This is a genomic window from Sporosarcina soli (genome assembly GCF_042655805.1).
Taxonomy (GTDB): Bacteria; Bacillota; Bacilli; order Bacillales_A; family Planococcaceae; genus Sporosarcina; species Sporosarcina soli.
This window is the reverse complement of sequence record NZ_JBHSNO010000008.1, coordinates 392,377-418,982: the sequence shown is the minus strand read 5'-3', so window position 1 is coordinate 418,982 and position 26,606 is coordinate 392,377. Positions and strand designations below refer to the sequence as shown.

Annotated in this window: 20 protein-coding genes, 1 other RNA gene and 1 other annotated feature; of the genes, 14 read left to right on the top strand and 7 right to left on the bottom strand. The window is 42.4% G+C overall.

Features of this window, described 5'->3' with window-relative positions:
• Positions 1-150: 150 nt before the first annotated feature.
• The 5 genes from hutU to nhaC all read left to right on the top strand — a co-directional run bounded on the left by hutU (position 151) and on the right by nhaC (position 7,392).
• Positions 151-1,827, top strand: a complete 1,677-nt coding sequence (gene hutU / locus ACFPRA_RS17300) for a urocanate hydratase (protein WP_381437448.1) — start codon at positions 151-153, stop codon at positions 1,825-1,827.
• Complete coding sequence (gene hutI, locus ACFPRA_RS17295; protein ID WP_381437446.1) at positions 1,827-3,089, top strand: imidazolonepropionase; 1,263 nt, start codon at positions 1,827-1,829, stop codon at positions 3,087-3,089. Before hutU ends, hutI begins: the two co-directional genes overlap by 1 nt.
• Positions 3,086-4,057, top strand: a complete 972-nt coding sequence (locus tag ACFPRA_RS17290; protein WP_381437444.1) for an agmatinase family protein — start codon at positions 3,086-3,088, stop codon at positions 4,055-4,057. Before hutI ends, ACFPRA_RS17290 begins: the two co-directional genes overlap by 4 nt.
• Before the next feature lie 28 nt (positions 4,058-4,085).
• Entirely contained in the window at positions 4,086-5,420 is a 1,335-nt protein-coding gene (locus tag ACFPRA_RS17285) for a YjiH family protein (RefSeq protein WP_381437442.1), read from the top strand.
• A 514-nt stretch (positions 5,421-5,934) separates the two neighbouring features.
• Positions 5,935-7,392 (top strand): Na+/H+ antiporter NhaC, encoded by a 1,458-nt coding sequence (gene nhaC / locus ACFPRA_RS17280; protein ID WP_381437439.1) that lies wholly within the window; start codon positions 5,935-5,937, stop codon positions 7,390-7,392.
• Between the two features lie 79 nt (positions 7,393-7,471).
• Here the strand turns inward: nhaC and ACFPRA_RS17275 are convergent, their stop codons facing one another.
• Positions 7,472-8,722: a transcriptional regulator gene (locus ACFPRA_RS17275; protein WP_381437437.1), complete on the bottom strand. Its 1,251-nt coding sequence runs from the start codon at positions 8,720-8,722 to the stop codon at positions 7,472-7,474.
• An 88-nt stretch (positions 8,723-8,810) separates the two neighbouring features.
• Between ACFPRA_RS17275 and ACFPRA_RS17270 the strand changes: the two genes are divergently transcribed.
• The 5 genes from ACFPRA_RS17270 (at position 8,811) to ACFPRA_RS17250 (ending at position 15,333) form a co-directional block, all read left to right on the top strand.
• Positions 8,811-9,923 carry a mandelate racemase/muconate lactonizing enzyme family protein gene (locus tag ACFPRA_RS17270; protein ID WP_381437601.1) on the top strand — a complete coding sequence of 371 codons (1,113 nt, stop codon included), beginning with the start codon at positions 8,811-8,813 and terminating at the stop codon, positions 9,921-9,923.
• Positions 9,920-10,600 (top strand): GNAT family N-acetyltransferase, encoded by a 681-nt coding sequence (locus ACFPRA_RS17265; RefSeq protein WP_381437435.1) that lies wholly within the window; start codon positions 9,920-9,922, stop codon positions 10,598-10,600. Before ACFPRA_RS17270 ends, ACFPRA_RS17265 begins: the two co-directional genes overlap by 4 nt.
• Positions 10,601-10,764: 164 nt before the next feature.
• Positions 10,765-12,516, top strand: coding sequence for a GGDEF domain-containing protein (locus ACFPRA_RS17260; RefSeq protein ID WP_381437433.1), 1,752 nt, complete (start codon positions 10,765-10,767; stop codon positions 12,514-12,516).
• Between the two features lie 139 nt (positions 12,517-12,655).
• Positions 12,656-14,887, top strand: coding sequence for an RNA polymerase recycling motor HelD (helD, locus tag ACFPRA_RS17255; protein WP_381437430.1), 2,232 nt, complete (start codon positions 12,656-12,658; stop codon positions 14,885-14,887).
• Positions 14,884-15,333 carry an SRPBCC family protein gene (locus ACFPRA_RS17250; protein WP_381437428.1) on the top strand — a complete coding sequence of 150 codons (450 nt, stop codon included), beginning with the start codon at positions 14,884-14,886 and terminating at the stop codon, positions 15,331-15,333. The genes helD and ACFPRA_RS17250 overlap by 4 nt, the downstream gene beginning before the upstream one ends.
• Before the next feature lie 118 nt (positions 15,334-15,451).
• Here ACFPRA_RS17250 and ACFPRA_RS17245 read toward each other — a convergent pair whose 3' ends face one another.
• Positions 15,452-16,153: a DUF421 domain-containing protein gene (locus ACFPRA_RS17245; RefSeq protein ID WP_381437426.1), complete on the bottom strand. Its 702-nt coding sequence runs from the start codon at positions 16,151-16,153 to the stop codon at positions 15,452-15,454.
• 167 nt (positions 16,154-16,320) lie between these two features.
• Here ACFPRA_RS17245 and corA point away from each other — a divergent pair, with 167 nt between their 5' ends.
• A complete protein-coding gene (gene corA, locus ACFPRA_RS17240; RefSeq protein ID WP_381437424.1) occupies positions 16,321-17,283 on the top strand; it encodes a magnesium/cobalt transporter CorA in 963 nt (320 codons plus the stop codon).
• Between the two features lie 38 nt (positions 17,284-17,321).
• Here corA and ssrS read toward each other — a convergent pair.
• Together ssrS and thpR are read right to left on the bottom strand one after the other, a co-directional pair.
• Positions 17,322-17,514, bottom strand: a non-coding RNA gene (gene ssrS / locus ACFPRA_RS17235) — 6S RNA.
• Positions 17,515-17,587: 73 nt separating this feature from the next.
• On the bottom strand, positions 17,588-18,130 hold the full coding sequence (gene thpR / locus ACFPRA_RS17230) for an RNA 2',3'-cyclic phosphodiesterase (RefSeq protein WP_381437422.1): 543 nt from the start codon (positions 18,128-18,130) through the stop codon (positions 17,588-17,590).
• A gap of 334 nt (positions 18,131-18,464) precedes the next feature.
• Here thpR and ACFPRA_RS17225 point away from each other — a divergent pair, with 334 nt between their 5' ends.
• Positions 18,465-19,562 (top strand): branched-chain amino acid aminotransferase, encoded by a 1,098-nt coding sequence (locus ACFPRA_RS17225; protein ID WP_381437419.1) that lies wholly within the window; start codon positions 18,465-18,467, stop codon positions 19,560-19,562.
• Between the two features lie 143 nt (positions 19,563-19,705).
• On the top strand, positions 19,706-20,515 hold the full coding sequence (locus tag ACFPRA_RS17220; protein WP_381437417.1) for an HAD family hydrolase: 810 nt from the start codon (positions 19,706-19,708) through the stop codon (positions 20,513-20,515).
• Between the two features lie 278 nt (positions 20,516-20,793).
• Here the strand turns inward: ACFPRA_RS17220 and serA are convergent, their stop codons facing one another.
• A complete protein-coding gene (gene serA / locus ACFPRA_RS17215; RefSeq protein ID WP_381437415.1) occupies positions 20,794-22,380 on the bottom strand; it encodes a phosphoglycerate dehydrogenase in 1,587 nt (528 codons plus the stop codon).
• A gap of 158 nt (positions 22,381-22,538) precedes the next feature.
• Positions 22,539-22,768, bottom strand: a binding site (T-box leader).
• A gap of 187 nt (positions 22,769-22,955) precedes the next feature.
• Here serA and ACFPRA_RS17210 point away from each other — a divergent pair.
• Entirely contained in the window at positions 22,956-23,972 is a 1,017-nt protein-coding gene (locus ACFPRA_RS17210; RefSeq protein WP_381437413.1) for an LLM class flavin-dependent oxidoreductase, read from the top strand.
• Positions 23,973-24,457: 485 nt separating this feature from the next.
• Here the strand turns inward: ACFPRA_RS17210 and ACFPRA_RS24970 are convergent, their stop codons facing one another.
• Together ACFPRA_RS24970 and ACFPRA_RS17200 are read right to left on the bottom strand one after the other, a co-directional pair.
• A complete protein-coding gene (locus ACFPRA_RS24970) occupies positions 24,458-24,871 on the bottom strand; it encodes a methyl-accepting chemotaxis protein (RefSeq protein WP_408020215.1) in 414 nt (137 codons plus the stop codon).
• 668 nt (positions 24,872-25,539) lie between these two features.
• Entirely contained in the window at positions 25,540-26,529 is a 990-nt protein-coding gene (locus tag ACFPRA_RS17200) for a M23 family metallopeptidase (RefSeq protein WP_381437409.1), read from the bottom strand.
• Between the last annotated feature and the right edge of the window lie 77 nt (positions 26,530-26,606).

The window sequence follows — 26,606 nt, the reverse complement described above, 5'->3', positions numbered from 1 at the left end:
AATAATCTACTATTACAATTGAGATAAATTATAAAAAGAGCTAATTTAAATAATAATTAATAAACTAATCGTAAAAATAGCACTAAATTATAAAATAAAATAAGAATTAACACCCTATAATGAAATCATAGACAAATAGGAGGCGTTAGTATGAAAACGGTTGCAGAACAAAAGGTAATTCGCTATAGAGGAACAGAATTAAATACAAAAGGCTGGCAACAAGAAGCGGCACTACGTATGTTGATGAATAATTTGGATCCTGAAGTGGCAGAGCACCCTGAAAAACTAGTCGTCTACGGCGGAATCGGGAAAGCTGCAAGAAATTGGGAAAGCTTCGATGCAATTGTAAGATCGCTAAAAGAATTGGAAAATGATGAAACATTACTTGTTCAATCGGGTAAACCGGTGGCAATCTTCAAATCACATACGGATGCACCGCGTGTTCTGATCGCCAATTCCAATATCGTCCCGGCATATGCCAATTGGGATACATTCCACGAGCTTGATAAAAAAGGGTTGATGATGTATGGACAAATGACAGCGGGTAGCTGGATCTATATCGGTTCACAAGGGATTGTGCAAGGGACGTACGAGACATTTGTAGAACTGGCGAAAAAGCATTTCAATGGTAGTTTGCAAGGAACAATCACGGTGACGGCTGGACTGGGCGGCATGGGTGGCGCACAACCGTTAGCTGTGACGATGGCTGGTGGAGTTTGTATCGGTATCGAAGTGGATGAGACGAGAATTGACCGCCGAATTGAAACACGATACACAGATGTGAAAACGGATTCATTGGAAGAGGCGATCCGTTTGGCAGAAGAAGCGAAAGCAACAGGTAAAGCATTGTCTATCGGATTATTAGGAAATGCCGCTGATATTTTGCCAGAAATGATTGCGCGCAACTTCATTCCAGAAGTCTTGACTGACCAAACGTCCGCACATGACCCGTTAAATGGCTATATTCCTTCAAAAATGTCATTGGAAGAGGCGGAGAAGCTTCGCACTAATGATCCGGATGGCTATGTGAAATTATCCAAAGCATCGATGGCTCAACATGTTCGGGCGATGTTGGAAATGATGGAAAAGGGTGCAATTACATTTGACTATGGGAATAACATCCGCCAAGTGGCAAAAGATGAAGGTGTTGAAAATGCATTCGATTTCCCGGGATTTGTTCCGGCTTATATCCGTCCACAATTTTGCGAAGGGAAGGGACCTTTCCGTTGGGTAGCGCTATCGGGCGATCCGGAAGATATCTACAAATTGGATGAAGCGATTTTACGGGAGTTCAGCTATAACGAACATTTGTGCAACTGGATTCGCATGGCGCAGGATAAAATTGAGTTCCAAGGTCTTCCATCTCGTATTTGCTGGTTTGGCTACGGTGAGCGTGCACGCTTCGGAAAAATTATTAATGATATGGTGGCAAGTGGTGAATTGAGTGCACCGATTGTCATTGGTCGTGATCATCTCGATTCAGGTTCTGTTGCTTCGCCGAACCGTGAAACGGAAGCGATGAAAGACGGATCGGATGTAGTTGCGGATTGGCCGATTCTGAATGCGATGATCAATGCTGTCGGCGGCGCGACTTGGGTTTCATTGCACCATGGCGGTGGCGTCGGCATGGGTTATTCGATCCATTCTGGAGTAGTCATTGTGGCAGATGGAACGAAAGAAGCGGAAATTAGACTGGAGCGTGTATTGACGACTGACCCGGGAATGGGAATTGCGCGTCATGCGGATGCGGGCTATGAAATTGCTCAACGGACAGCACGTGAAAAAGGCGTTAATATACCAATGCTTGATAAAGGAAATGATCAATAATGACAAAACCAATTTGGATTAAACATGCATCACAGCTGGCAACACTAGCTTCTTCTGAGAAAGGACCTCGCTCTAAAAAAGCGATGTCCGATCTTGGATTAATTGAAGACGGCAGTCTATGGATTGAAAATGGCTTGATTCAAGCAGTTGGGATCACAGCAGATCTTGAGAAACAATACGCGGGACGCGAGCATGAGGCGGAAGTCGTGGATGCAACAGGACATCTAGTTACACCTGGGTTAGTAGACCCTCATACGCATGTCGCATACGGAGGCAGCCGTGAGCGTGAATTTGAGATGCGGCTCGAAGGTGCCACATATATGGAAATTATGAATGCCGGCGGCGGTATCCATGCGACGACGAGAATGACACGCGAAGCATCGGAAGAGGAATTGATCGAACAGACGACCAAACGTCTTGATTTATTTTTAGAACATGGTGTTACGACAATTGAAGGGAAAAGCGGTTACGGCATGGATTTGGAAACGGAGTTAAAGCAACTTCGGGTCATGAAGACGTTGCAGGAAACGCATCCCATTGACATCGTACCGACATTCATGGGTGCACATGCCGTACCGGTTGAATACAAAGGACGGGAAGACGAATTTGTCGACTTATTGATCGATGAAATGCTGCCTGTGATTGCCGAAGAAAAACTTGCGGTCTTTAATGATGTGTTTTGTGAAAAAGACGTCTATACACCTGAACAATCGGAGCGTGTATTGGAAGCAGGAAAGCGTTTGGGGCTAATTCCGAAAATCCATGCTGATGAAATCGAGTCATATGGTGGTGCGGAGCTAGCCGCAAAGGTCGGTGCTATTTCGGCGGAACATTTACTGAAAGCTTCCGATGAAGGCATCAAAGCGATGGCAGAAGCTGGCACGATTGCTTGTTTACTTCCTGCTACCGCCCTCTATTTGCGAGAGCAAGCGGCAGCTGGACGGAAAATGATTGATGAAGGTGTAGCCGTTGCAATCTCTACGGATTGCAACCCAGGTTCATCTCCGACAACGTCTATGCCGCTTGTCATGAACTTGGCCTGTATTTCCATGCGCTTGACGCCGGCTGAAGCATTGACAGCGGCAACGTACAATGCTGCTTGTGCAATTAAGTGCGAAGACAAAGCCGGTTCTCTCGAAGTGGGGAAACAGGCGGATATCGTCCTATGGGATGCGAAAAACTATCAAGAAATCCAATACTTCTTTGGTGTCAATCATGTGAAAGCCGTATGGAAAAAAGGTGTACAGGTGGTGGGCAAATGAAACAACATTGGCTTCAACCGCCCGAATGGTCCTGGAATATAACCGAAGGGGAGGCAACTCATGTTCATCAATGGGTTGCTCCCCTCGGGGAAGGATCGGATAACCCCGATCTCATCCTCTATGGAGCGCCCTTATCACGGTCATCCATCAGTGTATCCGGCGCCTCGTTATATCCAAATGAATTCCGGAAAATGTGGAAAAGCTTTGCGACCTATAATTTAGATGAAGATGTCGACTTGAGCCCATTTACCGTTGTGGATACCGGAGATGTCACGTTGCATACGACTGACATCCTGGCATCACATCAACGGATTCAAGAAGCGACGGCTTCTCTTGTGGCTAGCTATCCACAGACATTGACCTGCATGATTGGTGGGGATCATTCGACAACGGCATGTGCAGTACGAGGGATCAAGGATGTTTATCCAGGAGAAAAAATCGGAATCTTGCAGCTTGACACGCATCTTGATGTGCGAGATCCAGCCGAATTAGGTCCGGCCAATGGAACACCAATTCGGCAACTCATTGATGGAAGCGTTATCAAAGGGGAACATGTCATCAATATTGGATTGCACGGCTATTATAATGCAAAACCGCTGATCGACTACGCTAAACAGCATCAGATTCAAATGGTGACATTAAAACAAGCGCGCAAACAAGGCATGGTCGAAACGATTAAAGCGGCACTTCACCAACTGTCTACGAAAGTAGATCGGATCTATGTCACTGTTGATATGGATGTACTCGATATATCCGTTGCACCGGGTGTTCCTGCATCTACACCTGGAGGAATGACAGCGGTTGAACTGTTTGATGCACTTTTGGAAATCGGCAAGCATCATTCCGTTCAGCATATCGATTTTGTCTGTCTGGATCCAAGCAAAGATTCAGCAGTATTCGAAACAGTCAAAATCGGAGTCTATGCATGGCTGCAATTTATCACGGGGCGTGTCTGTAGTTCTTACTAGCAAAAGGGGAAAGGGAAGGGGATTCAGTATGACGACAAATCAAGAGGTGAATAGACAAGTAGAAGTCGCTACGCAAAAATCTCCGCAAATGTGGAAATTCTTTGTATACAGTATTATTGGTGCATTCATGTTTTTCATTCCTGTGACAATTGCAGGGAAAAACTCCATTATGCTTGATCATATCGTTTCGTTTATTCAATCGTTTGCTACACCGGCTTTGCCTTATTATGCATTACTTGTCATTGCGGCGGGGACAATTTATCCATTTTTAACAGGGAAATGGAAGAAGTCGAATGTTGACATCGTTTTTTCGATGTTCAATATTATAGGGTTGCTCGTTGGAATCATGCTTGTCTTCCAGTTTGGTCCAGCGTGGTTATTTGAGCCGAATATGGGTCCTTTTCTGTTCGATAAACTCGTCATTCCTGTTGGTCTACTCGTTCCTATTGGAGCGGCTTTCCTCGCTCTATTAGTAGGGTACGGATTCCTTGAGTTTGTCGGTGTATTGGCAAAACCGATTATGCGTCCCATTTGGAAGTCGCCAGGTCGTTCGTCGATTGATGCAGTGGCTTCCTTTGTGGGCAGTTATTCCTTAGGACTTCTCATCACGAATCGTATCTATAAAGAAGGAAAATATTCCGCACGGGAAGCAGCCATCATAGCTACTGGATTTTCAACTGTTTCAGCTACGTTTATGGTTATTGTCGCTAAAACACTTGGATTGATGGACATGTGGAATACATACTTTTGGATTACACTAGTTGTGACATTCGCTGTCACTGCGATCACCGTAAGGATTCCGCCATTATCCAAGATCAAAGATGAGTATTATGAGGGATCAACTCCCCAGCCGGAAGCAGAAATTAGCGGAAGTCGTTTCGCGGCGGCGTGGAAAGAAGCGAAAGCGACCGTAGCCAATTCGCCTCGCTTATTTGATAATATCCGTTTAAATGTAAAGGACGGTCTCGTTATGGCGATGGCTATCCTACCATCTATTTTATCGGTTGGCTTATTGGGATTGGTATTGGCGGAATTCACACCGGTTTTTGACTGGATCGGGTATATCTTTTATCCGTTCACGTTAGCCATGCAACTTCCAGAACCGATGCTTGTTGCGAAGGCGAGTGCACTCGGTATCGCAGAAATGTTCTTGCCGGCACTATTAGTGACAGAGTCTGTGCTGATCGTGAAGTTTGTCGTTGCGGTCGTATCCATCTCAGGCATCATCTTTTTCTCGGCATTCATCCCTTGTGTTGTGTCGACGGAAATTCCGATTTCTATTCCTCAACTCGTTCTGCTTTGGGTGGTACGGGTCATTCTAACAATAATAATTGTAACGCCGATTGCCTATTTAATACTTTAGACAGTATAGAGGAGAAAAAAGTTTGTATAAAAAAATGCCGAAAAGGTGATTTTTTATACAACTTTTTTATCTTCATTCAGCAAAATTTTTTTACTGAAAGCGAAGCGTCAGCTACAGAAGACTCCCACCTTAAAAAAACGCAGAAATACGGCAAATCGATCCCTTCGTTGTTCGATTCGCAATTCAAAATCCGGACGCAATCACATCGAGGCGTGATTGATTGTGCCCTTAATCCTATTGTAAAGAATTAAATGGATTATTTCCCGGGAAACTTTTATTTCTAAGCTGTAAAGTGCATATCAATGCGACTATCTAATTTGCCTAAAACCTCTGGAGAGGATATAGATTTGAATAATATATGAGGCAAATTTACTTTTTTATATAAAAAGTGAAATCGCTTACAAAATAAAGCTGAATCATATTGACTTTCCATTATGAAACCATTAAGATGCTAATAACGACTATTAAGCGACAGTTATTAATTTTGTGAAAATAAATTATTGGGGGGATTTAGATGGAGCAAAGGAATGGGAGAGAAGTTAGTTTTTGGCTGGCGATGTTACCTCTAACAGTCATGATCATTGTCATGATTTTCACCGTCGTTAAATTAGAGCAAGGCCCGCATATTCCGTTGATCATTGGGACGACGACGGCTGCGTTGGTCGCTTGGAAAATGGGGTATACGTGGAAAGACATTGAAGAAATGATCTATAAGGGGATTCGTTTGGCGTTACCGGCAGTTGTAATTATCATGTTGGTCGGATTGACGATCGGAGCCTGGATGGGGGGCGGAATTGTTGCGACGATGATTTTCTATGGGTTGAAAATTATTACACCATCTTGGTTCCTCGTTGCGATTTGTCTCATTTGTTGTATTGTTTCCATAGCGATTGGGAGTTCATGGTCGACGATGGGAACGATAGGCGTTGCGGGAATGGGGATTGGATTGAGCATGGGAATTCCGGCGGGGATGATTGCTGGTGCCATTATTTCTGGCGCTTATTTTGGAGATAAGATGTCCCCATTATCCGATACGACGAACTTAGCGGCCGGTTTGACTGGTACGGATTTGTTTGACCATATTAAACATATGTTGTTTACGACTATTCCAGGGTTACTCATTGCCCTTGGCGTCTATACTTTTTTAGGGAAGAAGTTTACAACGAGTCAAATTGAAGCGGTCGAAATTGCGCAAACATCACAAGTGTTACAAGAAAGTTTCTTGATTACGCCATGGCTGTTACTCGTGCCACTTGCGGTCATCGTTATGGTCGCTTTAAAAGTGCCTGCGATTCCGGCTTTGCTTGTAGGAATTACACTTGGTTTCCTGTCTCAAACTTTTGTACAAGGCGGTTCGCTTGTCGGAGGGATTGAAGCATTGCAGAGTGGATTTAAGATTGAAACGGGCAATGAAATGGTCGATGGGCTTTTCAATGGAGGCGGTTTGGATTCCATGATGTACACGGTTTCCATGACGATTGTTGCCATGACTTTCGGTGGAATCTTGGAATTTTCAGGTATGCTGAAAGCGTTGATGAACCAATTGCTGAAAGTAGTGAAGTCTTCCGCTTCGTTGATTGCATCAACGATCGGGGCTTGCTTTTTGACGAATGCTTCTTGTTCTGAACAGTATATTTCCATTGTCGTTCCGGCACGGATGTTCAGTAATGCATACCGCGATAAAGGCTTGCACTCGAAAAACTTATCCCGTTCCCTTGAGGACGGCGGAACCCTCACTTCCGTGTTCATCCCTTGGAATACTTGTGGAGTCTTCATTTTAGGAACGCTAGGTGTTAGCGTTTTCGAGTTTGGTCCGTACGCTGTTCTGAACTTCATCGTTCCGATCATTTCCATCTTGTATGCGTTTACCGGGTTCACGATTGTTAAATTGACAGAACAGGAAAAAATAGAAATTGCCCAGAAAGAGTTAGAAAAAGAACAGCTGAAAGATCAAGAAGTTAGTTTAGGCTGATTCGTCTCGAACTTGTATGTCCTTATGAACGTATTCAAAAAGGAAAGTCTATCAGCAATTTGATGACTTTCCTTTTTTCTCACAAGTATGTAGGTAGGTTAAGTTCGTAAAGGGAACGAGGTCTGCCTTGTTTGTAGGCCATCTCTTCCCCAATGATTTTGGCATAGTTGAAGTCGACAAGCTTTTTTAGTGTCCGTTCTGCGGTTCTTCGGGAAACATTCAGATAGAGGGCTAAATCATGTGCGGTAAACTGTTTCGTTTGACGGGAATGGCTAAAAGACAGCAGTTTTGAAACATTTGCCGGACTCAGTTTTGTTTTCTCAGCCATTGCCACTAAGGCGGGATCGTTTACCTTCATTTCAATGGCAACGCCAGTTTCAGGAAAAGGACCGTGCATTTTTTTATCGCTATCCAGCACATAAAAAGAATGATCATCGTTTTGGTGTATGAAATCCAGTGCGAACTGCGCGTTTTCAGTCGCTTCGATAATCGTCTCCCCGCAGCCAAAAGCCAGTTTAGCTTTTCCAAACAACTGTTGGTAAGCAGACAGAAAATCGTTCCTTTTCAATGCTTGTTCAATATTCCCCATCGTCGTAAACAACGTAAATGTTCGATTTTGTTTTTCCCAATGGGCTTGTAAGATAGACGCTATCATTTCGGTGATGGGGGCTGTGTCTAAGGTACAGTCGTTATTTTTAACGATGCCAACTGCGATTTGAGCAGAGTTACTCTTATGTAAAATGGCTTGTTGTTTAGCGAGTTCAATCGTACGCAAAATGGAGCTTTCAGGGTCAATCATTTTCATGGCCGGGATATTTTGCTGTTGCAGTTGTTCGTGTACCGCGTGTACACTCGTAATGGCCATATCCGTTTTCTGTTGTAACGCCAATTGTTTATGAAACGCAATAATGGCTTGTATCGGCTCATTGTCTTGCAGGATGTGAACGAAGGGTCTTTCTGTTGTACAGTTTAAATCTGATAATACAGATTCGATATTTTGTTTGCTGCGTACATCAATGGAAATCCGTTTTAAATCCAGCGACCTCTGCAAAGCAAGATGGAGAAGGGTAACGGCAAACTCTGTTTCGTCCTGCTTCAAATGAACGGAAGGGATCGGGACGTTTTCCAAGGCTTCCTTTGCATACAAGTAGGGAAGCGAGCCTGAGAAAAAGAGGACGTCACAAGGTGTAAGCGAACGGATCAAATCGGGCGCCTGCTGCGGTTCTTCATATACATATGAATTCAGCTCGATATCCGTTCGAGCTGAGGTAAGTTGTCTCGTGCGTTCGCAAAAATCTGCAGACCCTATGACAGCAATTTTTATTTTCAATATAGATGACCACCTTTTTATTAGCGACTATTTAACGACAATGATACAATGAAATAAATAATTTGCCAACGGAAAGGACTTTTAGATGATGAAAATTTCAGAAATCGATATTTATGCTATTCATTTACCGCTTTATGAACCATTTGTTATTAGTTATGCCTCCTATGATTACATGCCATCGATTATTGTAAAAATCACTACGGATACAGGTGTTGTAGGGTACGGAGAAGGTGTTGCAGATGAACATGTTACTGGTGAGAGCTGGGAAGGCACATTTGCCATTTTGAAGAATACCCTTGCACCGAAATTGATTGGAGAAAATCCATTGCATATGGAACGGATCCATGCATTGATGGACGCTGAAATTTATGCTGCACCGACGGCTAAGGCGGCGCTCGATATCGCTTGCTATGACGCGGCCGGTAAAGCGCTCGGAGTCCCCGTCTATGATTTGCTTGGCGGAAGATACCATGAGGCGTTTCCGATAACGCATGTACTGAGTATCGGGTCTCCAGAAGCGATGGCGGACGAAGCGGAAGAGCGTGTGGCGGCAGGTTATCGTTCTATGAAAATGAAAGTCGGAACGCAAGTGGCTGAGGATGTCAAACGCATTGAAGCGGTGCGTGCTCGCGTTGGTGAGGATATTGCCATCCGGGTAGATGTTAACCAAGGCTGGAAAAATAGCGCCAATACGTTGCAAGGCTTGAAGAAGTTGGAACATATTACGCTTGACTGGCTGGAACAACCGGTGAAGGCGGATGATATCGATGGCATGGTCGAAGTGAAATCGAAGTCGTCCGTTCCACTGATGATTGACGAAGGCTTGCGCGGATTTCGTGAAATGAGGGAAATCATTGCAAAGCGCGCTGCAGATAAGGTCAATATTAAGCTGATGAAATGTGGCGGTATTTATCCCGCGATGAAACTGGCACATATGGCGGAAATGGCGGGCATCGAGTGTCAAGTCGGTTCGATGGTTGAATCGTCAATCGGATCCGCCGCAGGTTTCCATGTGTCATTTTCCAAGAAAGTTATTACGAGTGTCGAGTTGACGGGGCCTTTGAAATTCAGCAAAGATGTTGGGAATTTACAGTATGACGTACCGTTTATCTGTTTAAATGATAGACCGGGACTTGGAATCGACATCGATGAAGCAACACTCCAAGAACTGACGGTGTTTTCAGAGAAGGTAACCGGATGAACAAGCAACTTACATTGAAAGATGGCCGTAACCTGTCTATTGTCCAATTAACTACTGAACAACTTCCCGAAATTCTCGCGCTGCAGGAAAGAGTGCTTGGCGCTTTGACAACCGGTGCTTTTTTACAGCCGCTGATAGAAGAAGAATTTCTCTCTATTCTTCAAGGGAAAGGTATTATGATCGGAGCTTATTATAAAGAACGACTTATTGCCTTTCGGGCGATGCTTGAGCCGGAAATTGATGCTGAGCATCTAGGGATTGATGCAGGTTTACGAGAAAACGAGCTTCCAAAGGTCATCTATTCGGAAATCTCGAATGTTGATCCTGATTTCCGGGGGAACGGGCTGCAATCCCTTTTGGGCGAGCGGATTTTCCAAGAAGTCGATACAGGGCGCTTCCATTATATTTGTGCTACAGTTGCACCGTTCAATATTGCCAGCCTCAAAGATAAGTTTGGACTCGGAATGGAAATCGTTGCGTTGAAAGTGAAATATGGAAACATGTTGAGATATGTATTTTTGAAATCAATTGCACAGGCGGAGAAAAAGCATTTTGCGGAAAAGCGATTGATTGGAATGGAACAAACAGAAGAACAGCAAAGGTACCTGCAAGAAGGTTGGATAGGTACGGGTATGGAGAAGCGTGTTGATAAGTGGTTCGTTTGTTATGAAAGATAAATAGTTGTTTGATGAAAACCCCTATTCCGAATTGGAATAGGGGTTTTCGATTGGTTTAGATAGGATTTACAATAACTTAACAGAATCATTACTCGTTTGTGATAGAGGGTACTGAACTATTCGATAAAATAGATGTAATGACCTATCGAATGGAGAGGGCCTTTTTGATTAAGTTAGAGGAAAATTATTTACAGCAATTATTTTATCGGATTCTTCACAATCAGGATATACAAACGGTTTTTCAGCCAATTATTTCATTGGAGGACGGAACGATTCTCGGATATGAAGCATTAAGTCGTGGGCCGGTCCGTACCCCTTTGCAAAATCCTGCGAAATTATTTACATATGCGATGGAAAATGGACAGTTATGGGAGTTGGAATTACTTTGTCGAACAAAAGCCTTGGAGACTGCCCATGCATTACAGACAACAGGTAAACTGTTTTTAAATGTCAATCCCAATATTATGAGTGATCGCAAGTTCAGGCAAGGCTTTACAAAAGATTATTTAAGGCGATTTCAGATGGATGCGGAAACCATTGTTTTTGAAATTACTGAAAAAGAAGCCATAAGCAATTTAAATCATTTTAAACAAACTGTTCGTCATTATAAAGAACAAACGTATCACATTGCGATCGATGATGTAGGATCGGGCTATTCCGGCTTGAATATTTTAACGGATATCCATCCGCATTTTATGAAGTTGGATATGCAATTGATCCGGAATATTGATAGTGATCAAACGAAGCAGTCACTTGTGAAAAGTTTATGTGAATTTGCAGCACATTCTCAAATCTATATTATTGCTGAAGGGATTGAAACGAAAAAGGAGTTGGTCAAGCTTATTGAATTAGGCGTCCATTTTGGACAAGGCTATTATATTCAGAAGCCAGCTCCAGATCTATTACCAATAAGGGAAGAGGTCATTGCGTTGATCATAGATGAAAACAAGCGTAAACAAAACCGGTCGTTAAAGAGGTTGGGAGGCCCATTTGTGAAGGAAATGTCCACTCCTTTACAAACATTGGAAGCTCATGTTTTAATTGACGAAGTGAAAACATTGATGCATCAAGATCAATCGGTACCGGGATTTTGTATCGTTGAAGGTAATCGGGTCATCGGTGTGATCACCCGAAATGAGTTGCATGTAAAAATTAGCGGACCTTTTGGATACAGTCTGTTTAGTAATAAACCGATTATTGAAATCATGGATACGGATTTTTTACAAGTGGATGTAGAGACACCGATCCATACCGTCGCAAAACTTGCGATGAGAAGAGATGCGAAGCACTTGTATGATTTTATTACGGTGACGCAAAATGGAGATTATTATGGCATTGTCACGGTCAAAGAATTATTGGAGAAGACAATAGAAATCGAAGTGAATGTTGCTAAACACTTGAACCCTTTAACGGAATTACCAGGGAATCTTTTGATTGAGCAGCAATTACAGCAATGTGTGGAAGTACAGGAAGGGTATGTTGTACTCTATTTGGATTTGGATAATTTCAAGCCATACAATGATGTATACGGTTTTGAAAAAGGCGATCAAATTTTAATGCATGTGGCGAAACTGTTGAAGGAAATTGTGTTGCCGTCTGATTTTATAGGCCATATTGGCGGGGATGACTTTATTGTCGTGGCGTCAACGGAACAAAGTATGATGTATTGTGAACAAATTATTCAGCAATTCGATGCGTCCATCGAGCAATTCTACACACCAAAAGATGTCGCGAATGGATGGATCACTTCCAAAAATAGACATGGGAAGGACGAGTTGTTCCCATTGTTGACGATTTCAATCGCGGGTATTATGAATCATCATTTCCATACGACATATGATTTAGCGAGAATTGTTAGTGAAGTGAAGAAGCGATGTAAACAAATGATTGGGAGTAATTATTTGTTTGCCGAATGAATTATTCTATTATTTTGCGAATAATACTTGCTCCTTGCTGGTGAGAATGGTAGAATGCAGTTCTATTCTACCGCTATGATCCCTCAACGTCTCACCTTCTAAATCGACAGGACGCAAATACGCAAAATGGAGGACTTGTATGACAGAGCAACATCCTGATTTTGAATTTGAGTACCAGCGTCTTGATTATACAAAACAGTACATGCAACAGTTACTGGAAGAATCGAGACGCGATGTAAAATCCTCTCAAGAAGAAATTCGCCAATCGATGGCCGATTTGGATTATTTGGACTCCAGTTTAAGTTACATCAATATTTTGACGAACGCCCGTTTTTTTGAAATGGCCCGTTCTCAGAAGGAAGGCTTGGAAGCGATTCAGCAGAAGCCTTATTTTGCAAGGATTCATTTCCAAAAAGAAGGGGATATGGACGAGTTCCTTTATATTGGAAAAACGTCTTTATTTCACAGAGAAACGCAAGAACCGATTATTGTCGACTGGCGATCGCCTGTTGCGAATGTCTATTATGATGGTAGGCTCGGTGACCTCACCTACCAAGTACATGATGAAACCCATAAGGGGCATCTGTTCTCCAAGCGGCAATACAAGATTGAAGACGGCGAACTGCTTGCGATTCGTGATATTGATCTGACAACAAATGACGAATTGCTTCAAGAGGCACTTGCCGGCAAGGCAGATACCCGACTGACAGAAATTGTTACAACCATTCAAGCGGAACAAAATGCGATCATACGTGCAAATTTAAAACAGCCGATCATCGTGCAAGGGGCTGCTGGAAGTGGAAAGACAACGATCGCTCTACACCGTATTTCTTATTTCCTCTATACGATGGGAGAACATTTTCCCTCTGATAAATTGATGATTTTAGCACCGTCGAAACTGTTTATGGACTATATTGCAGATGTCTTGCCTGAGCTTGGAGTCGGGCGGATTTGTCAGATGACCTATGCGGAGTATATTTTGCAAGCAACCGGTTTGAACTTGAAGCTGACAGATCCGAACAGCAAGTTAGAATGGCTGACGGAGACGGATATACTTGAGAATCGTCATTTATTTAGTACACGTGTAAAAGGGACGCTTGCTTATAGAGATAGCATGCAACGCTATGTGGAGCGGTTGGAGCATGAAATGGCTGAACTTTTCGAAGATATTTATATTGAGAAGTACCGGGTTATGAAAGCTTCCCGTTTGAAAAAACTATTTTTGGACGAGTTTGCGTATATGCCCGTTGAGAAGAGGCTTGAGCGAATCAAAATCATTGTACAAAATGATGTTAAACGGAAGCGGAAACAACTACTGGATAAACTCACCACTAAATATGAGGAAGCGCTTGATAAAGTGCTCTATGGGACCCGGGACGCAGAGAAACGAAAAGTGAAGCTGACAAAAATATTGGAAGAACGTGATGAAAGACTTCCTTCTATTGAAAAGGAAGGCAGAACGACGGCATCCGTTTATATGCGTAGATTTAAAAAGTTCAACATTAAGAAATTATATAGAAATTGGCTTACGAATAAACAATTACAAACGGAGCTCGCTTTCCAGTGGTCTGAAGAGGAAAGGGCTATTTTTTTTGCTGAACATAAAAAGGAAAGATGGGAAATCGAAGACTTGGCTTCCCTTTATTATTTACATGCAAAGTTGAAAGGGATCGGTGATCAGTGGAAAATGCGGGTGGTGTTCATCGATGAAGTACAGGATTATAGTGAATTTCAACTCGCCGCATTACGGGATGGGCTGGAAACCGATATGTTCACCCTTGTGGGCGATTTGGCACAAGGGATCCATAGTTATCGGGCGTTAACGTCTTGGGATCCTGTCAAAGCAATTTTCCCGAGGGCTACGTATACGACGTTGCAAAAAAGTTATCGTACAACGATTGAAATTATGGATTTGGCGAATCAAGTGTTGTTAGAGATGGATGAGGATCTTCCACTGGTTGAACCGGTTGTTCGTCATGGAAGGGAGCCGGAATTCCATGCGATGATGTCTTTTGAAGCTGACTCAATTAGCCAGCTTTATCGTGACATTATCAATCGCGGTCATCGCTCAGTCGCCTTGATCTGTAAAACAAGGGCTGAGGCAGAACGGAATTACATGAGGCTCCAAGACATGGGAATGTCTATTCAATTGTTGGAGGAACAGTCCGACATAAGTGCAGATTGTCTACTGATCGTTCCTAGTCACTTAGCAAAAGGACTGGAATTTGATGCAGTTCTAATTGCGGCTTTCGATGAGCCATTCCGGGATCATCCGATCGATCGGAAGCTGTTATACGTAGCGATGACAAGACCAATGCATGAACTGCATCTTCTAGGTCAGTTTACTTCGGAAAGGTGGTTCGTAAAATGAAACAATGGACAAAGGAAGTTGAAATTGATGCGCCTAATGAGAAAGTATGGAAGTACTTCGATGGGTCGTTGGAAAATATGCAAAAAATCATGCCTCAAGTCGTGGCAAATACATCCAAAAAAATAACGGAAGATAAGGTTGGGAGTGTATTTGTACAAAAACATAGAGGAGGAAAGAGGGTGATGGAGTACGAAGTAGAAACATTGGAGTATGTCGATATAGCAGATGAAAAAAAGATGAAAGTCGGTTTTACACTGGCGAATATGTTCGATATAACAGCGCGCTACGAATTGATCAGGCTAAATGATAAAAAGACTTCATTTAAATATACGGCGACGAATCTCCCTCTAAAATGGTTCTTGAAACTAATTTTATTATTTGCCAGCGACAAAGTTGTTGTTGAATTTGTACAACGTGTAAAAAGAGTTGCTGAATCGGAAAACTAGAGGAACATAATTTGCAAAAGCCATTCCATCAAAGAGAAATTACAGATGGAATGGCTTATTCTCTAATTAGAGTAGTGTATTGCTATAGAAAGGAAGGATGCGTGCCACTTGCTCCGAACTATTTATATCTATAAATTTTGATCTCATCGCTGTTATCGATTGTTGCGAGTAAAATCTCACGCGCATCCACGTTAAAGATTGAAAATTTATCTTCCAGCCATGCATGGTCCTTACCCGACTGGTATAATTCATTAAAATCAATTCTGCCTTCTTTAATGATAATTCTTGGAAAGGAAAATGGTTTTTTGACCAATTGCATATCCTCTGGGGTCAATGCTTGAAACTGGGGGGACAGGAAAAACGAAATCGTACCGTCCGGTTCCCATTGTGCATGTGCAATCTTCTGGATATCTTCAATTTTCTCTTTCCGTAGTTCTGACAATAAATGATCGATCGTGATTCTTGCTTTTCTCAAGTTCGTAAACATGATTTCGCCATTGATGATTAGAGGATAAGGAGAAGGTTCGAACCATTTCCGGAAGACACCCCATTTCAAACTAGTGAATACACAAAGAAGGTATAAAATAATGAGTACTGTCGTTGTGATTAAGGAACCTTTCAGCCCTAATTGTTCATCAGACAATGGGTGGGCAAGTATATTTCCAAGTATTAAAGCGATGGTGAAATCGATTAAGCGCAATTGGGAAATCGATCTTTCCCCCATAATTTTGGTTGCCACTAATAAAAAGATGAATGAAATAATGGCTCTCAAAATCCACTGGATTGTCGTAAGCGTTTCTTGGCCATGAAAAAAATCCATTTACTCCACACCCCAAAAAATTGTTCGTTCTCAATACGTATGGTTGCCTAGTGAATAGAAATTATGTAAGTGGATTGAGTGTTTTTGTATTGAAAGAATGACTTGCATATGAATGATTTGACAACACATACTAAACGGAGGCGGTAAAGAAAGAAGGTTGTTGAGAAATGATTCGTACGATGGGAGTTACTGATGACGGTGAGTTGATTTTTGATTTCTCATTGGCTGACATTCGGGACCTTTCATTGCAATGGTACTGGGTGGATTTTGATCAGCCTACAACAGATGAAGAGTCATTTCTGCATTCATTTTTTCATTTTCATCCGTTGGCAATTGAAGACTGTCTGTACCGGATGCAACGACCTAAGCTGGATTTTTATGATGCGTATGTATTTTTCGTCTTGCATACTATTTGCCAGGAGGATTTAGCATCAGAAGAATTGAATCTATTCTTGGGAGAAAACTATATTGTTACGTTTCATTACAATAAGATGGAGGAACTGACGAAAACACGTGAACAATGGATAGAAAACTCCGGGAAGTGGAAACGGGGACATATATTCAAAGCGTATCAGATCATCGATAATGTAGTCGATCATTATTTCCCGATTCTCTATAAAATTGAAGATCATTTAAATGAAATCGAAGACCAACTGTCACCCACGACGGTTCATTTGTCGATGGATTATGTATTCGAAGTACGCAGTGATTTGTTGCGCTTACGGCGTACGATTTTTCCGATGCGGGAGTTATTGTATCGGATGCTTTATTCACAGCGATTAGACCTCAACTCCCATGAACGTGCTTACTTCTCGGACATCCATGATCATTTGCTACGGTTGGGCGAAATGATTGAATCGAACCGTGAATTGACGTCCGATATTCGGGATAGTCAATTATCCATCAACTCGAATCGGATGAATAGCATCATGATGACATTGACCATCATTTCTTCCATCTTCATTCCGTTGACATTTATAGCAGGTGTGTATGGGATGAATTTCGATGTTATGCCAGAACTGCATTGGCGTTATGGTTATTTCTTTATTCTAGGAATCATGTTTATCATAGGGGCAGCAATGGTCGTGTATTTTAAATATAAAGGATGGCTAAGTTTTTTTAAATATTGAAAAACCCGTTTCCATTGGAAACGGGTTTGTATGCGAATAATGAAGCCGCCTTTGCCGTATGTGATTAGAAAGTTTTAAACCACCACTCCTCAAAGTGGGTGTTCGCAGAAATTTTCCTGTTTGTCCTTGTTATTCAAGAAGAACAAGGCCTGCCATTCCAAATTCGATTTAAACTCCCTTTTACAGCTTAAAGGTTAAAACTTAATGTTAATACGAACAATGCAGCTTGTACTAATGATTATAAATGAAGTACAAAGAATAAGCAATAGTAATATATTGTATACTACAAATAACTGATACGCATTCAAGAAAGCATAAACGTCTCGACAGCTTCATACTTCGGGGATTTCTCTGGATGGATTGTGAATAGAGAAAAGGATTCAACCGGTACTTCAATCGGTTCCCATTCTTCCTTTTGAATATAGAGCGGTTTAGTCGTTTTACGCTTTTTGGCAATTGTTATATGTGGTGTGAATCGGTCCGAAATCGGCCGGTTCAATAGGGCAGCGACTGTTTTATCGACTTCCTTTTGCAGTGTCGTTAATGCCTCGGAAGCGTCAACCGAAAAATAGACAACTCGCGGACCAGCAGATGAACCGAAATACGATAATCCATTGATATGCATGTGAAATGCCGATATCTTTTCCCCGATTACATTCAAATTTTCCGTGAGCAAAGACAGTGATGATTCAGGGAGGGCACCGATGAAAACTAACGTCACATGTAAATCGTCTGGATGAGGAATCGTTTTGTATGTTTCAGTAAAATGGTACTTTTCTTTGTAAGCATTGATGAGCGATTCAAAATCCGCTGGACCTTTTATACCAATAAAGTAATGCGAGGGCATTTAAGTTTCCTCCTTTGAACTTGATGATCATTGTTTCTAGTGTAACCGAATCATGCAAGAACAAGTCAACTGAAGAAGTTAGGATCAGCTACATTTGTTTTTCATTTTATACTAAAGTATTTTTGTAAGAAAATTTTTTTCGCGGATTCCATAGCATATTTTAAAAAATGTTGATATAATCGATATTATTAGAAAATGAATTCCGAGAATGGCTATTTTATGGGATGATCAGTGTCAAGGTTGTAAAGACACTGTTTTCCTTTTGAATTACCAATTTTACGGAATTAGCCAAATTGTCTGGCTTTAAAATTAGAACCAAGGAGATGCAGGTAGCATGACGAATTACCCTATTCAAGTCAGATTGAGCGAGACGAAAAAACAAAAGCCTTTATCCGATCAATTGGAATTCGGAAGAGTCTTTACGGACCATATGTTTGTCGCTGATTACTTTGAAGGAGAAGGATGGGTTGACCATCGAATCGTGCCATACGAACCCCTTCAGATCGATCCGGCTGCAACCATTTTTCACTACGGGCAAACCGTTTTTGAAGGATTAAAAGCCTATATCGGGAAAGATGGCAAGGTTCTACTGTTTCGCCCCGAAGAAAACATGCTCCGCATGAACAAATCGAGCGAACGTTTGTGCATGCCTCAAATCGATGAGGAAAATGCACTTGAAGCGTTGAAGCAACTAATCACGGTCGATAAAGAGTGGATTCCGACTACAGAAGGGACCTCCCTTTATATAAGACCATTTATGGTCGCAACTGAACCTTATTTAGGCGTTTCGCCAGCAAAAAAATACAAGTTCATCATTATCCTATCACCAGTTGGCTCCTATTATAAAGAAGGTATTCATCCGGTAAAAATTCTCGTTGAAAACGAGTATGTCCGTGCGGTGGCTGGCGGAACGGGAACAGCTAAAACAGCTGGCAACTATGCGGCTGGTCTACGGGCACAGGAAATAGCGGATCGAAAAGGCTATTCCCAAGTACTTTGGCTAGACGGTGTAGAGCGGAAATATATTGAAGAAGTCGGCAGCATGAACGTCTTTTTCAAAATTAACGGAGAAGTCGTGACTCCGATGTTGAATGGCAGTATTTTGGAGGGGATCACAAGAAAATCGATTCTTGAATTGATCCGCTATTGGGATATCCCTGTAAGTGAGCGTAGAATTTCAATTGAAGAAGTGTATGAAGCTCATCGTTCAGGCACATTGGAAGAAGCATTCGGTACAGGAACGGCGGCGGTTGTTTCTCCGATCGGCGAACTGAATTGGCGAGATGAGAAAATTATCGTTAATAATGGCGAAACCGGAGAACTGTCCAAAAAATTATACGACGTGCTCACTGGCATCCAAACTGGAGAACTGGAAGACCCGTTCGGTTGGGTAACAGAAGTAACAGAAACGGCTGTTGTAAAAAGCGTTTGAGTCGTCAACAATTATAGATCGAAATGTAAAAGAGCTATTAACCGATTCGGTTATAGCTCTTTTAAAATCTATTGAAAAAATATCGGAAAATTATGTACTAATCATGTATACTGGTATGGAATACGGATAAGGAGAAGATTTCGATGATCAAAACAGTCATTTTTGATTTGGACGATACTTTGTTGTGGGATAAGAAAAGTGTAGAAACTGCATTTAGAAAGACATGTGAGCGGGCTGCTGAAAGTTATCATATCGATCCGGCTACACTAGAAGAAGCGGTTAGAGCGGAGGCGAGGGAGCTATATGCCTCTTACGATACATATGCATTCACACAAATGATTGGCATCAATCCCTTTGAAGGGATTTGGGGGACGTTTGACGATGAAGGGGAGTTTTTTCAAAAAATGAAGGAGATTGTGCCGAGTTATCGGCGCGATGCATGGACAAAAGGGTTGCAGCGATTGGGAATCGATGATGCAAATCTTGGCAGTGAACTTGCAGAACTATTTCCAGCGGAGCGAAAAAAGAGTCCATTTATTTATGAAGAAACATTCAAAGTGCTGGATCGACTAAAAGATAACTACCAACTTGTTTTATTGACAAATGGTTCTCCTAGCCTCCAACAGACAAAACTTACAATCACACCGGAGATTGCTCCTTATTTCGAGCATATCATCATTTCGGGGGCATTCGGAAAAGGGAAGCCGGATCCATCCATTTTCCAACATGTCTTATCTACATGCGAAGTGTCTGCAGATGAAGCCATCATGGTCGGCGATAATCTAATGACAGACATACTTGGAGCTTCCCGTGTCGGCATGCGTTCCGTGTGGATCAACCGCGAGAACAAAGAACGGAGCGAGGAAAGCGTACCAACGTACGAAATCGATCATTTGGAGAAGTTGATGCCGATCCTTGACACGCTTGCAACGGAAGAAGTTATAGGAAAATAAAAGATAATCAAAACCTATCTGCAAGCGCAGATAGGTTTTTTTAAGTGAGGAAATTTTCCATACTCATAAATTCACCCTCGCGCTCATAAATCAGGGGAGACGCTCAATCATCGGTAGCAGTGATCAAAGCGAAGCTCCTGCGCTCAAAAATCCCCCCCCAAGTGCTCCTAGAATCAAAGAAATCGCTCAATCAACCATTTCAATTGATCATAAAACCACATAACTACGCATACAAAAAAGAAGCCCATCTACGAAAGATAGGCCTCTTTTCCACTTTATTATAGATCGATTGCGATAACGTCATAAATGTCTTCCAATTCTTTTAAACGGCTGACGTTTTCTTGTTTCACATGATTATCGACAGTGAGCATCATGATGGCGTCGCCGCCTACAGTTGAGCGACCCACTTGCATCGTGGCGATGTTGATGTTTTCGACAGCGAGCATTGTTCCGACACGGCCGATTGCACCAGGTTGGTCCTTATGTTTGACAAAGAGCAAGTGACCTTCTGGGCTGATATCTACTAGATTATCATCCACTTTGACAATGCGGGCACCTAGTCCATTTAACAATGTACCTGATACGCGACGAATCCCGCTTGCTGTTGTAATTTCCACAGTGATCAAATTGGAGAAACCTTTCGTTGTCGATGTTTTATGTTCGTTCACTTTAATGCCGAAGCGCTCAGCGAGATATTTTGCATTGACATCATTGACATGTTCGCCTAGATTGCGTTTCAGTAAACCTTTTAACGTGTTCCGTGTGAGTGGTCTGACATCCGATTCGGCTAGTTCACCTGCATAGTAGATGTTCACTTCTTCGATGACTTTATTGCTTAATCGGGATAAGAAGATACCGATTTTTTCTGACAAATCGAAGAATGGTTCGATTTTCGCCAATACTTCTTTTGAAACAGAAGGGAGATTGACAGGATTTCGGACTGCCCCTCCATTCAAGAATGTGACAACATCATGGCTGACATCAATTGCGACGCTTTCCTGTGCTTCAATCGTGCTTGCCCCTAGGTGAGGAGTTGCAATCACTTCAGGCAGTGTCAATAATTTATGACCGACGAAAGGCTCCTGTTCAAATACGTCGAGTGCGGCACCGGCGACTTTCTTCGAAACAATCGCATCATAGAGTGCATCTTCATCGATAATCCCACCGCGTGCACAGTTGACGATTTGGACGCCTTCTTTCATGATCGCAAATGCTTCTGCATTGATCATATTGCGTGTTTCTTTGAGTAGAGGCGTATGGATCGTGATGAAATCCGCAGCTTTTAATACTTCTTCGACCGTTCCTGAACTGATGCCCATTTTTTTCGCTTTTTCTTCGGTTAAGAACGGATCGTAAGCAATGACATTCATTCTTTGTCCTTTTGCCCGTGCAGCCACTTCAGCCCCGATGCGACCAAGTCCAATGACACCGAGTGTTTTGTTTTTCAATTCAACCCCGATGAATGATTTGCGATCCCATTCGCCGCTTTTCAATGAATTGAAAGCCTGCGGAATTTTTCTTGCCAAAGCTGTGAGCATCGCTATCGTATGTTCCGCCGCAGAGTTTGTATTGCCATCCGGCGCGTTGACGACAATGATTCCGTGTTCTGTTGCAGCATCCAAGTCGATGTTATCGACGCCGACCCCCGCACGACCGATGATTTTCAAGTTCGGTGCATTCTCAATGATATCGCGTGTGACTTGTGTCTGACTGCGGACTAGTAGCGCATCGTAATCACGGATTTTTTCGGCAAGTTCAGCGGGCGTACAAGTCGTATCTACAACAATGTTCATACCTTCCGCTTGGCGTAATGGAAAAATACCATCTTCACTTAATGGATCACTAATAAGAATATTAAAAGACATCTTGATCGACACTCCTTTGATTTATGTACAAGTTTTTTTATGGACTAGTGGATGTGGGACAACTATGAAAACATGCAAAAGCTAAAAATTACTTCACATCGTTCTTTTCCCCTTTCTAAACAATAAACAATAAAAAAAGCCTTCCACCCCTTACAAATGTAAGGGGCGAAAAGCTGAACTACTCACGCGGTACCACCCTTGTTCACTGTCCTATATTACTAGACAGTCTCGGTTAGCATGCTTAACGGGCATGGATCGGATTGGCCTACTCTCTATTTCAACCAATCTATTCAGAAGTGCTACTTTACGTTGAAACCACTGATTTGCACCACCCATCAGCTCTCTTCAGATTTCTTAGCGTAAAGCTTATCTTCATCGCAATAGTTAAAAGAAATATTAAATTTAGAACTAATCATAACAAATGCGAAAAAAATGTCAAGCGTCTATTTCACTTTCATTTGAAATTTTTAAAAAATAAGTGAAAAGTAGAACGGTTCCACATGAAGGCACATTGTTAGAGATTGTATTTCCATAAAGGTATCATAAAAGAAGAAGCAAAGGAGGAGTGAACTGAAGTGAATGACGAAAAAATAAAGAAATTCAATAATATCCCGCTGTCCGTTTTAGATCTATCGCCGATCAATGAAGGCAGTGATGCAATGCTGTCCTTTAAAAATAGTGTGGAATTGGCTCAGCATACGGAGCGTTGGGGTTTTCATCGCTATTGGTTAGCGGAACATCATAATATGCCGGGTATCGGGAGTTCTGCAACTTCTGTCCTCATCGGACATATAGCGGGTGCGACACAAAAAATACGTGTCGGGTCGGGTGGCATTATGTTGCCAAATCACGCTCCTTTGGTCATTGCCGAGCAATTCGGAACACTTGAATCGATTTATCCGGGACGGATCGACCTTGGCCTTGGCCGTGCACCAGGTTCGGACCAAGCGACTGCTTATGCGTTGCGTCGAACACTTCATAGCAGTGGGGAAGACTTCCCGGAACAGCTAGATGAGCTGCGTGCGTATTTTGAACCGGATCGCACTGCCCGTGTGCGTGCCTTTCCAGGAGAAGGTCTGGAAATACCGATTTGGTTGCTTGGTTCAAGTGGTTTTAGTGCACAACTCGCGGCACAAGAAGGTTTGCCGTTTTCGTTTGCCAGTCATTTTGCACCGGCCTATACATTGCCGGCGCTACAGCTTTATCATCAGCATTTCAGACCATCAAAAATGCTTCAGCAACCGTATTCAATGCTTGGTATCAATGTCATCGCGGCGGAGACGGATGAGGAAGCGAAATTCTTGGCAACATCCCAGCAACAGCAGTTCCTCAGCTTGACGAGAGGCATGCCTACACAGTTGAAACCGCCAATCAGCAACATCGACGAATTGTGGTCTCCTTACGAACGCGCATCCGTCGAACGAACACTCGATTCTCGCTCAACGATGGTCGGAAGTCCTGAAACGGTCAAGCGGAAGTTGGAAAGTTTTATTCAAGAAACAAAGGCGGATGAATTGATCATCAACTCGCAAATATATGACCAACAAGCCCGCTTGCGTTCCTATGAAATTGTTGCAAAAATGATGGAATAATTTTCTCTATTCAATCCACGTTCTTCCAGGAGGAGCGTGGATTTTATTTATTTATAAAATTTTTATTTAAAAATTTATTGGGTGATTAACAGCCCTGCTGAAATTTATGCAGGGCTTTCCTATCAATCGCGCCTCGGTGTGATTGCGTCCAGATTTTGAATTGCGCTTTCTAATGGCCGGTGCCTTAATTTCTGCAAAGAACACAGAAATACGGCAAATCGAACCCTTCGCCGTTCGATTCGCAATTAACTTCTTTCAAAATCTGTGACATCCGCCGGAGGCTTGGGCCAACAGGATGTTGGTCACTCAGGCGTCGCCGCAGGACGCGGTGACCTTAGCCTGAGTTCCTCTAAGCAGCAAATCTTTTTGTACTAAAGCGAAGCGTCAGCTAGAGGGAGTTTGGACTCCCTCTGATTGAAATGCCTTCTGGCATTCATCCCGCCACTTATGTAAGTGGGGGACTTCTGCTGAATCAAGTTAAACAACTAATCGATCGTGCTTGTCTGCAGAAGTTCGTCGGCCAATTGGTTTAATTTCGAATAGGTACCGTTGAGTTCCTCCATGCTGGCATGATGTTCTTCCGTAAAAGAAGCGATGTGGCTGGTCGAGACATTCATTTCATCGATCGCATTTGTAATGATGTCTAATTGTGTTTCTATTTTGGTGGCGCTTTCATTACTGTGGTCAGCCATTTTTCGAATTTCATGTGCAACGACTGAAAATCCTTTACCTTGTTCGCCAGCTCTGGCTGCTTCAATCGAAGCGTTCAGGCCCAAAATATTCGACTGGCGGGCAATATTTTTCACTAATGACAAGACATCGATGATTTTAGAAATATCCTGTCTGACTGTTCCAGATCGTTCAGATAACGCTTGCAGCTGAGTGGTCACGTCTGTCATTGCATTAGTCATCATTTCGGTCATTGCTGACATTTCTTGGACAGCTGCAGCCAAATTTGTCGCCCCCGAGCGCAATGTTGAAACCTTTTCGTATGAGATGAGTGCACTCAATACGCCGATGACTTCCCGTCCATCGAATATGGGTTGAGCCAAAGAAATATAAGGAAAGCCGAAATTGGAAGAATCGTTTTCCTCCCGCAAAAGCCGCCCCTCTCGGAGTGCTTTCATGGTCACGGAGTTACTGAGTATTTTATCTCCGATTTTTACTTTGATATCAATGGTTTTTCCAGGTAAGTATTCTAGCAACGTTCCTTCATGATCGCCTAATACAAGACAGGCATCTTCCGGATATGTTTTTTGGAAGTCTCTCATCGACTGTTTTAAGCTTGCTAATTTCGAATGCAACTTTATTTCCCCCTTAAACGAAATACATTGTGAGATGAGAAAATTTGTACTTTTTATCACAATAATTAGAATTATAACAAATTACCTAGGGCAATGGAAGGTCTAATTGGAGCAAAATGGCAGTCGCTTAGTTATTTGCTAAAGCGTAAAGAGCACAATTGCAAAAAACTCCTTCTTCAGACGGGAAGTGTTAGAGCACTTCCCGAACTGTCAAAAGGAGTGAATATAAAAAAATCAGTTTGTGTACGATCTTTCCATCACTGTCATTTACGTTGCTTATCTTGTCGTTCCCAGACGCGTAAAGAAGGGTAGGGGTCAAAAGACCATTCCGTCCGTCCGTTATATTTGTACATGCCGTAATGCAAATGAGGAGGAAATTTACCGGAAGTTCCTTCTTTTCCGTAGCCGGAACTGCCGACATAACCGACAATTGTTCGAGGTTCTACAACGTCGCCTACCTTCAAATCCTTATTAAACGAAGATAAATGGGCAAAATAGTGGTACGTATTATGATTGTCGCGAATGCCGACACGCCAACCACCGAACTCGTTCCAGCCCATGATCTCAATGACGCCATAAGACGTGGATCGAACGGGAGTACCATATCCTGCAAACAAATCGGTTCCTTCATGAATACGTCTGCCGCCCCATCCTCGGCTTGCACCCCAAGTCCCTCTGTAACTGTAGTTGTAGTTAGTTGGAATTGGAAAAGAGTGTTCATCCAAATCCAAGGTTTCAAAATGATTATACAGTTTTGCAATCGTTAAAATTTGGTTAACCGTCTCTTCGCGTTGATAGTAATCAAATAAAGCCAATTTGAAATCTTCTTCTGTTTGTCCGTATCGACTGAGGTAGTTGACCATCGTATAGAGGATATCTTGTGGATTATTCGGATCGGCAATCCCATCGGCGTCTCCATCTAAACCATTGCCATTAAAGTAAGTGATCGATTCGGGGGATGTATCCGTACTATCCGGGTTTTGGGCACCGCCCCAAAATTCTTCAGAAAACTGAATGGCAATAGGACCTTCCCTTTCTGGAATATCATTCCGTACTTGCTGGATATTCCGTTCAAACTGATCGATAGCTGCTAAATAATACCAAGGGCTTGCAATCGACTCGAATTGCAAATACAGTTGCATCCGCAAATCCAAAAGTTCTTCTTGTGTAGGTTCATCTTTTGCATAGACGACCGTAATGAAAATCCATGATAATGCGCATATATATAGCGGTAAAAGAAATCTGTGGTGCACGAAAAACCCTCCTTTTGATACGTCTGTCTAGAATTCCCCAAATGTTCTTTTTCATGAGCTTGAAGTTAAGGTGTATA